Raw genomic sequence first — 7880 nt, 5'->3', positions numbered from 1 at the left:
TGGGCGATTCGACTTCTGCCGTTACTGGAAAAGATATTCAGAAAGCACAAGCACCCGGTCGGTGGAAGCTGGCGGATTGACGAGACTTATATCAAGGTCAAAGGCGCCTGGAAATACCTCTATCGTGCAGTGAAACGGATAACAAAACCAATGCTCGGATTCAAATCGTTCCGATCAGCCAAAAGCATCCTGGTTGGTATCGAACTCATGCACATGATTCGCAAGGGTCAACTCATGATGGAAGGTGCAGATGATCTGTCTTTTGCCGACCAATTTTATGCTTTGGCAGGAAAAATCCGCTCTGTTTAATGATAGGCGGAATCCGTCTGCCAAGACTCCGTCTTGGGTTCGCTATTGCGACAGAACCCTGAAATTTGCCTTCTCTTTTAAATTTCAATTGATTGTTGTGATCCAGTACAAAGTGGGTTGGCTGAGTAGTGATAGTGCCAAAATTATCTTTATGCTCAGGTGCGTTGCGCCAGACTGTAGGGAACCTTTGATTTTTGGGATAGGTATGCGTAGTGAGGTCGTTGTAGTCGTCTAAATCTTTTTTGTTGCTGTCCAAATTCACACCAAGAAGCATAAATTTATTTTTGCTATTGCGTACATAAAATTCCCGCATCAGTTTTAGATCATCGCTGCATAAAGCGCAATCAAAAGTAAAAAAACTCACGAGCACCGTCATATCTGAGAAATCACGCAGGTTAATTTTTTTACCAGATACATCCGTACCACCCAAAGTGTAAGACGTTACTTTTGTTTGCGCGTCAACAGAGTTAAGCCAATACGATACACCTCCATTGGAGGTTGTTCGTTGGGCAGCCATTTTTGGTGAATTTTTTGAAATGTACCGTCCTTTTTAATTTGACGCATCGCTCCCTCCCACAACTTAATAGTGGCAAGTGGGATCTTTGCCGAGAACGCTAGAAAAAGTTCCAGACTATCCAGAATCATCACCGGTTCTACATCATCGCCAGAGTAGCCTATTTCCTTTAACACTGATGGCACGACAACACTACCTTCTGACCACAAATCAAAGCGATTCATCATGAGCATTTTCGCAGTGATCTGGGGCGTCGCAGCTAAATCCAAAGTGTGAAAGCCTTTTTTTACCGCTGCATCTGCAAATATGCTGTCTCTATATGCACCTACAGGAGCGTCGTAGATTTTGTCTCCTAGGGACAATAACCTTTTTGCATTCCCTTTTCTTGTGTACAGCACCGTTTTGGATATGGCCACTGGACCGAGTAAGGTCATTTGTTTTTCTCTTTCGGCAGACCGTCCAACTGTAAAAAGCAAGACGTTGGGGTCCTCTAGTACCGCCTTGTATCCCCTCGCCCAAGGCACAAGTTGTATCGCTGAATTTGTTCCCATTTTCTTTTGCAATGCATCCACTACTTCAACTGCCATACCATCTACTTTATCGCCGTTTTTAAAACTGATTGGTGGCCAATTCTCGGTATAAATCGTTAATTCAACACTCTGCACTGGTGTAACCGGTGCGATGAAAAGAACAGACACAATAAATTTAAATACTCGCAACTGCCATACGCTTATTCGGCAAGTTGTGTTTTTAAAAAGGCTCATAAACAATTTCTCCAACTAGATTTGCTGTAATCAGGTAGAAGTCGTTCGACTTCTAAATTGGCGTTGCGCGAAATTCTAAGATTTGTTTTGAACTAAATCACACGGCCTTAGCACAATCAAAAAAGCTTGGTCGTCTAGGAGTTATTCCCATTTAAGAAAACATGTGTACATTATGTATTCTAAAAATAGGATACCTTCAATGAACTCTGCGAGGAAAATTTTAAAAGATGATCAAAGGAGGAAGTGCGCGCCTCTGTTACAAGGGTACGACGGCGATATCCCAAAAAAGGAAATCGGTGAGCGAACATCGACATGCGCATCGATCGCCTAAAACATCCCTGAACGCCGATATGCAGTGATTGATGTGACGAAAGCTCCAATCTCAATTACGAATCTAATTCGGCTCAAAACTTCGCTCATAAATGATCTTTCTTATATTTTGAAAGCCATGCCCTTGAATCTGCAAGCTTCTCCCCATTACATTCAATGGTCCTCATCGCGTCTTCGGCTCCGATTTCTCTCCAAACCGCAACGCTATGACCACTAAACTGAAGTTTGACAACATGCCACCTTTCAAATAGATCTCGATGAACATTAGAGAGATCGTTTTCGTCCAGAATGTTAGCTAGGAGCTGTTGTCCAGCTACCTGCTCACCTCTGCAGAACCACAGCCGGAATTCGATGCCAGTTAAGTTCAACAGGTGAAACACCAACGCTTCGTCCACCTTTCGAACTGCTGCATCAAGTTCACCGTACTGGTCAAGTTCGGCCTTTGACATCTTCTTTGCGACGAGCTGATCGCTTGCAGTCACGGCGCTCTGTGAAAAACATGGATTCAAGAGACCAACACTGAAGAGCAAAAACAATCTAAATGTAACCATCACTGAAGCATTCCTCTAATATTTTCAGTGAATCGTTATTTGGCTAAACGATTCAGTACAACACGAACTTCTTTTACATAAATTGCTTGATTCGTTACTTCAATTTTCACTGCTAATACTTTTGTCCTAACCTGGTATTCATTGAGCATCAATGCACTTTAGTCTCACAACGTAGCCGCATGCAGCGACAACAAATCTATCCCAGTTCCCAATACCGTAACTCATGCAGGATGTACATTGTCTATATTTATTTACTGACCTGACACGCGTAAATTAAGCTACCTGGTGTTCTTGCTTTTGATGTCTCCCACCGCTCAGTGTAAGTTTCAATAAGCCAAAAATGATATGGAAGCAGACCAGCACCTACTACAAAAATTATTGCCTCGCTTCCTGCACGGTGCGCTCGTACCGAATTCCACGGATACAGCCCATCATTAAATAAACACCATAAAGACCAGAAAGTATCTGAGAAATCAATATAGCTATTGCTAGCGAACTGAGATTCATTTCGTCCTCACTCGTAAAATATCTATCGGATAATTGGTTAGATTAGACGAAATTAAGCGCGAGTCCAAGGCTGTTTTTTAAATGACAAACCAAATTACTCCAAAACCAGTTCTCGAGTCTCACTCTTAATGATATCCCGCAAATGAATCGCTGCGGGATCACTACTCTCCCCCGCTCCCTGTTTCATTTATTTTCGTCTACTTTTTTATCCAGCATTTGGCTTTCAAATACGATGTGCTCTATCGGCCTGCACGCTCAATTCCGTCAGTGCATCTTTTGACGGAATTCATTATTTAAAAAACGAGATGTCGCGTTTTATCTTTGAATTTATTTGGGACATTCTCTAATTTTCCGCAATTTGACAAGACGCTTTTGTATGGGATTCTGAAATTGTTCAGCGAATGATTTTAGCGGGCGATCTTTGAAATCAATGACCTCAACATGATTAGTAGGCCTTGTCTTTAACATCGACCTGCAATCATTCCTTACTACCAGATCGCGTCTGGATTCACTCTGAAAGTTGGCTATGAAATTCTTCTTAAAATTAGTATTTGTTATTGGCGTTATTTTAAATTGTCTCACCGGATGTCAGGCACCCAAGTCTGAAGCGGGAGATGCATTTATTGGACATTGGCAAGATAGGGAGAGGTCGGGTAACAAGCTCGAGATTGTTAAAAATGATGCGCATTTCATCGTTAGAAAAACTACTATTTACTGCTTCGATCATTGCACTCGAAATTATCCGGCCATATTGAAAGATGGCACATTAGAAATACGGAATGGATTGTCTCTTTTTTTGACGATCGACAAACACACCGGCTATTTGATCTGCGACGGGCGTGACTATCAGCGCGTTCATTAGATTCGCTTAGTTAATTTCACGCGATCAATTCTTATCGTCAATTTACCCAAAAGGAAGCACAAAATGGAACAGCTCTATGGAATATTGTTCTACGGCGGTCTTATCGGCGTCATTGGATATCTGTGGTACCAAGGATCAGTTGCAGGACCGCACCGGGACTGGCTGTCTTGGCCTACGTTGGAAGAGTATTGGAAGCAGCATCCGGAATGTAAGACACGCTCTGGGACACAGTGCCATCGCTGTCATTCGCGCGATATTAGGCAATACGGCTGGAGTAATCGGGCAGATCATCGCCGGTACTTTCAGTGTAATCAATGTAACCGCACGCTCTACCGCGGCTAGGCAAGTAATCCGTCATTGTGTTCAATGAGTTTTGATGTAGGAGAAGATCGACGCTGATATTAACAAAACGTGTTTTGATATTTAGCTGGAAATTATTTTGTGCGATTTTTATTGGTGCCTGGAGAGCATCAAAGTCCGCCCATACGAAAGTTCAAGAGCCTGGGTGGCGAGGCTTCTGGCGCTTTACCCTTCGTGCCTATTTTTCACCTTTAGGGGGTGCGATAAATGGAGTGAAGCAGTAATGGCGGCGGGGGCTCTGAGATCTAGTTGTCTATGATTCGAAAGTTAACTAATGGAGATACACAATGCATATCGTCAATGGCTGGGTGGAGTTTGAACATAATGAACAAGCGTGCTGGGAAACTTTACTAGGGCGCAAACTAGGAGCAATAACCCCAACTTTATTACGTGAATTAGGGGAAAGCCGTGTCAGGGAACTCGTCGATGAGGGTTGTCTTATTTGGGCGAAAATAGCAGCGCAACAGGTAAATGATATTCCTTACTGTCTTCTGCAATAGCTCTTTAGAGGTCTTATTTGACGTCCTTGTCCCGTGAGGGAATGTAGGACGTCAATCATTTGTATGTTTGCCCTTGACAGAACAATCTAAAAGCGACTCGGCTCACGACCATTACCTTTTGTATCACCGTATGAGCCCTTATCATTAGGAACTTATCCAACGCGTAGGAAAAGTGGTGGCGAATGCTATTTCGTTGAGGCTATTACCAGCACTACGTTTTGGTGATTTCGTTTATCGTTGTATCACTGCATAAAAATGTGGCAACGAGAAGTCTTGTTGAATTTGTGAGGCACAGACCGCGCTTTTTCAAAGCTAAATCGACTTATCCACAACGTTGCCCACTGATTTTGTGGAAAACTTTTGCACACAGCGATGTCCTCATCTCTTCCCAATAACGACAATTTCATACAAGACGATACTCATCAGCTGCAATTTGAATAAATAGCCGTCGTTATTTCTTGGGTAGTGATCAACTGTTTTTCCTACTATACGCAATGGTCGACAAAAATCCTGTCTATGGGTGGTTTTGCAGCAAAGCTGATATAGTCCTTTTCTAACATCTGATCGCCTTCACCATAATTGAGATTGAGGGCAGATTATTAGCTGCAAGAAAAATTTAATAATTGAATGGCAGCTGTCTAAAAATGACTGCACACTATGTACCCAAAGCGGTCATAGCGTATTTGAAAAACAGACATTCGAGGTTCAAGGTCGTATGGTTAAGCTTCAATTCTGTTGTTCGCAGGTTGGAATCGCTTCATTGGACTTTGGGACGAACTGCTGGTCGCTCGCTGCCGCCTTATATTTCAATCCCGCCGTGGTTAATGCGGGCAGCGTATCATTCGCCCAATCAATGTGTTCGGCCTGGCGCTTCCGCAACGAGACACGCATCGTCGGTGGATCAGCAGAAACTGGGTAGACTGCCAGATCTCCCCCATGCGTTATTCCACCATAACTGCGCGCCGGCCCCTGTCACATGTTCAGGCTACATAGAAACCGGGTTAAGCCACGCGGTGAATTTATCATCGGGGATCGTCTTAGGAAGCGTGAACCAATGTGTTCACGCTTCCTTCTGGCGCCTTTTCTCGACCAGAAAGACGGACATGTATTGCGACATAATTCTGATCTGGATATCCATACCCTCTCTCGTATACCGGTTGATTTGAAACCGTTGAGTCTGTCAAATAGCGTCCAATATTTACCACCTGTCAGCGTCCAAATTTTTCCACTTTATCGGCTTGTTCAGAACGATTTTTGCTGTGCTTAAATCGGTAAGAATCGTTCCCAGTTTCCAATATATCGCAATGATGCGTAACACGATCAAGTAATGCCGTAGTCATTTTTGCATCGCCGAACAGGACCACCGCGCCGTCAAGCGGGTGACCCGGCCGATGCTCAACTTCAAATGTTTTCTCTCTGCTACCTCCGTGCTTGCAGGTATCGAGCTGATACACATGATCCGCAAGGACTAGTTCGCCGTCGATGACGCTGCACCGATGTCACACGCCGACCAGATCTGTGCGTTGGCGGGACAAGACCGTCCAGTGTAAGTCGGGGTCATACTCAGCATAAAAAATCCGCGCTTGGCTCAACAACGCGACAGAACCCGAAAATTTGTCTGATTTTTTCTTTGACCGATAAAGATATAATTCATATATCGTTATAATAATCGTTACATAAATTAATTATTTTTATTAATTTACTAAATTAATTAACGATATTTTATTGTAAAATAATCGTTACATGAAAATATCTCAATCAGTCATCGAACTTCTTCGTACCTGGCACCGCCAACAATCGGGCGAATTGTTGACGCGACTAGGTGTGAGCCGGCCATCTTTGATGCGGGCAATTACTGAATTGGGCGATCAAGTCGTTTCTCGTGGACGTGCTCGCCGAACGACTTACGCAGCGCGGCGAGGAGTTCGCGGTGCTATGGCTCCGCTGATGCTGTATTCCGTCGATACCAAAGGAAAAACGCATGAAGTAGGTCAACTTGAGCCTGTCTATCCGACAGGTTGCGCAATGGACTTTACTGTACCATTTCCATGGCCACTCGATGACGAAATGAAAGACGGTTGGTTTCGGGGACTGCCTTATCCATTGGCAGATATGCGGCCACAAGGATTTTTAGGTCGTAATTTTGCGCATCAGTATGCATCTATTCTGCAGGTCGATGACGATGTTACCCGCTGGAGTGAAGATGATGTGTTGCACGTGTTGAGCACAGTTGGCTTCGATCAACCAGGCAATTACATCTTGGGTGAGCCGGCTTTGCGTCGGTTCTATGATGAACAGCAAAAGTCTGCGAAGTTTCTCGATGATGACAACATCATCAATGCATTTCCAGAATTAGCTCAACAGGCGCTTAACTTTGGCGTTGTAGGATCATCAGCTGCGGGAGAATTTCCAAAGTTTACTGCCCGGCGTATGGGAAAAGAACCCCGGCATGTCATTGTAAAATTCTCAGGATCAGATAATTCGCCACAAGAACAGCGATGGTCAGATTTACTTGTGTGCGAGCACCTTGCGCTGAGTGCGATTGCTGACACTCTGAAAGTTCCGGCGGCGAATAGTCGTATTTATCAATTTGGCGGTCGGACATTCTATGAAGTTGATCGATTCGATCGACACGGGGAAGTCGGACGTTCTGGAGTGTGTAGCTGGCATGAAATCAATTTTGCTCTTTTCGGGAAGACCGGATCATGGTCTGAAGGTGCGAATGATTTGTTCGAAAATAACGATATCTCAGAAGACACCCAACATCAGATAAAACTCTTAGAGCACTTCGGTCGTTTAATCGCCAATACCGATATGCATGACGGCAACCTGGGATTTCGGCCCCATCTTATTCTAGCGCCAGCTTACGATATGCTACCGATGTTCTATGCACCGCAGCGCGGAGTTGAATTGGTTGACCGAAAATTTATGCCTCTGTTACCTGCCCCAAGAGATCGGCCAACATGGATAAAAGCAGCGGAAGCAGCTACAGTATTTTGGTACCGTGCAGCAGGTGATCAACGGATCAGCGATCACTTTCGTATGATTTCAGCAGCTAACGCAAAACAAATCGATCTTTTGATTAGGTCACAACGCGATTAACAATCTGGCAAAAACGGTAGTGCACTGATAGCCGTTTAAAACTGATCTAGGTAACGCGTCAAGCTCTGGCGCAACTGTGTT

General features: G+C 44.1%; 7 protein-coding genes and 2 pseudogenes. 5 read left to right on the top strand and 4 right to left on the bottom strand.

The genetic code is table 11. From position 1 onward, the window contains the following. Positions 1 to 309, top strand: a 309-nt coding sequence (locus QN395_RS18235) for a DDE-type integrase/transposase/recombinase (protein WP_323492599.1), incomplete at its 5' end; no start/stop codon positions are given. On the opposite strand, the gene QN395_RS21670 is transcribed toward QN395_RS18235, so the two are convergent. From QN395_RS21670 to QN395_RS18225, 3 genes are all read right to left on the bottom strand, one after another. After that, a complete protein-coding gene (locus QN395_RS21670; RefSeq protein WP_369124357.1) occupies positions 233 to 826 on the bottom strand; it encodes a peroxiredoxin family protein in 594 nt (197 codons plus the stop codon). The genes QN395_RS18235 and QN395_RS21670 overlap by 77 nt on opposite strands. Continuing rightward, positions 751 to 1587, bottom strand: coding sequence for a substrate-binding periplasmic protein (locus tag QN395_RS18230; RefSeq protein WP_323492598.1), 837 nt, complete (start codon positions 1585 to 1587; stop codon positions 751 to 753). Before QN395_RS18230 ends, QN395_RS21670 begins: the two co-directional genes overlap by 76 nt. 416 nt (positions 1588 to 2003) lie before the next feature. Then, positions 2004 to 2471, bottom strand: a complete 468-nt coding sequence (locus QN395_RS18225) for a hypothetical protein (protein ID WP_322121806.1) — start codon at positions 2469 to 2471, stop codon at positions 2004 to 2006. 1442 nt (positions 2472 to 3913) lie between these two features. On the opposite strand from QN395_RS18225, the gene QN395_RS18220 reads away from it, so the two are divergent. Together QN395_RS18220 and QN395_RS18215 are read left to right on the top strand one after the other, a co-directional pair. Then, positions 3914 to 4207, top strand: a complete 294-nt coding sequence (locus QN395_RS18220) for a hypothetical protein (RefSeq protein WP_323492597.1) — start codon at positions 3914 to 3916, stop codon at positions 4205 to 4207. Between the two features lie 277 nt (positions 4208 to 4484). Continuing rightward, positions 4485 to 4697, top strand: coding sequence for a hypothetical protein (locus QN395_RS18215; RefSeq protein ID WP_322121809.1), 213 nt, complete (start codon positions 4485 to 4487; stop codon positions 4695 to 4697). A 1208-nt stretch (positions 4698 to 5905) separates the two neighbouring features. On the opposite strand, the pseudogene QN395_RS18210 reads toward QN395_RS18215, so the two are convergent. After that, positions 5906 to 6055: pseudogene (locus tag QN395_RS18210) on the bottom strand (ATP-binding protein); the annotation flags it as partial. On the opposite strand from QN395_RS18210, the pseudogene QN395_RS18205 reads away from it, so the two are divergent. Continuing rightward, positions 6044 to 6169 (top strand): annotated as a pseudogene (locus QN395_RS18205) (DDE-type integrase/transposase/recombinase); the annotation flags it as partial. The pseudogenes QN395_RS18210 and QN395_RS18205 overlap by 12 nt on opposite strands. A gap of 271 nt (positions 6170 to 6440) precedes the next feature. Then, a complete protein-coding gene (yjjJ, locus tag QN395_RS18200) occupies positions 6441 to 7799 on the top strand; it encodes a type II toxin-antitoxin system HipA family toxin YjjJ (protein ID WP_322121810.1) in 1359 nt (452 codons plus the stop codon). Positions 7800 to 7880: the final 81 nt, after the last annotated feature.

The organism is Undibacterium sp. RTI2.2, assembly GCF_035018705.1.
Taxonomy (GTDB): Bacteria; Pseudomonadota; Gammaproteobacteria; order Burkholderiales; family Burkholderiaceae_D; genus Undibacterium.
Note: the sequence above shows the minus strand (reverse complement) of the source record. Positions and strands in the feature narration are given on the sequence as shown.

What these genes read in the sequence shown, in the direction of transcription:
- QN395_RS21670 (WP_369124357.1), bottom strand. Translation starts at nt 826, where the DNA reads ATGGCTGCCCAACGAACAACCTCCAATGGAGGTGTATCGTATTGGCTT.
- QN395_RS18230 (WP_323492598.1), bottom strand. Translation starts at nt 1,587, where the DNA reads ATGAGCCTTTTTAAAAACACAACTTGCCGAATAAGCGTATGGCAGTTG.
- QN395_RS18220 (WP_323492597.1), top strand. Translation starts at nt 3,914, where the DNA reads ATGGAATATTGTTCTACGGCGGTCTTATCGGCGTCATTGGATATCTGT.
- QN395_RS18215 (WP_322121809.1), top strand. Translation starts at nt 4,485, where the DNA reads ATGCATATCGTCAATGGCTGGGTGGAGTTTGAACATAATGAACAAGCG.
- yjjJ (WP_322121810.1), top strand. Translation starts at nt 6,441, where the DNA reads ATGAAAATATCTCAATCAGTCATCGAACTTCTTCGTACCTGGCACCGC.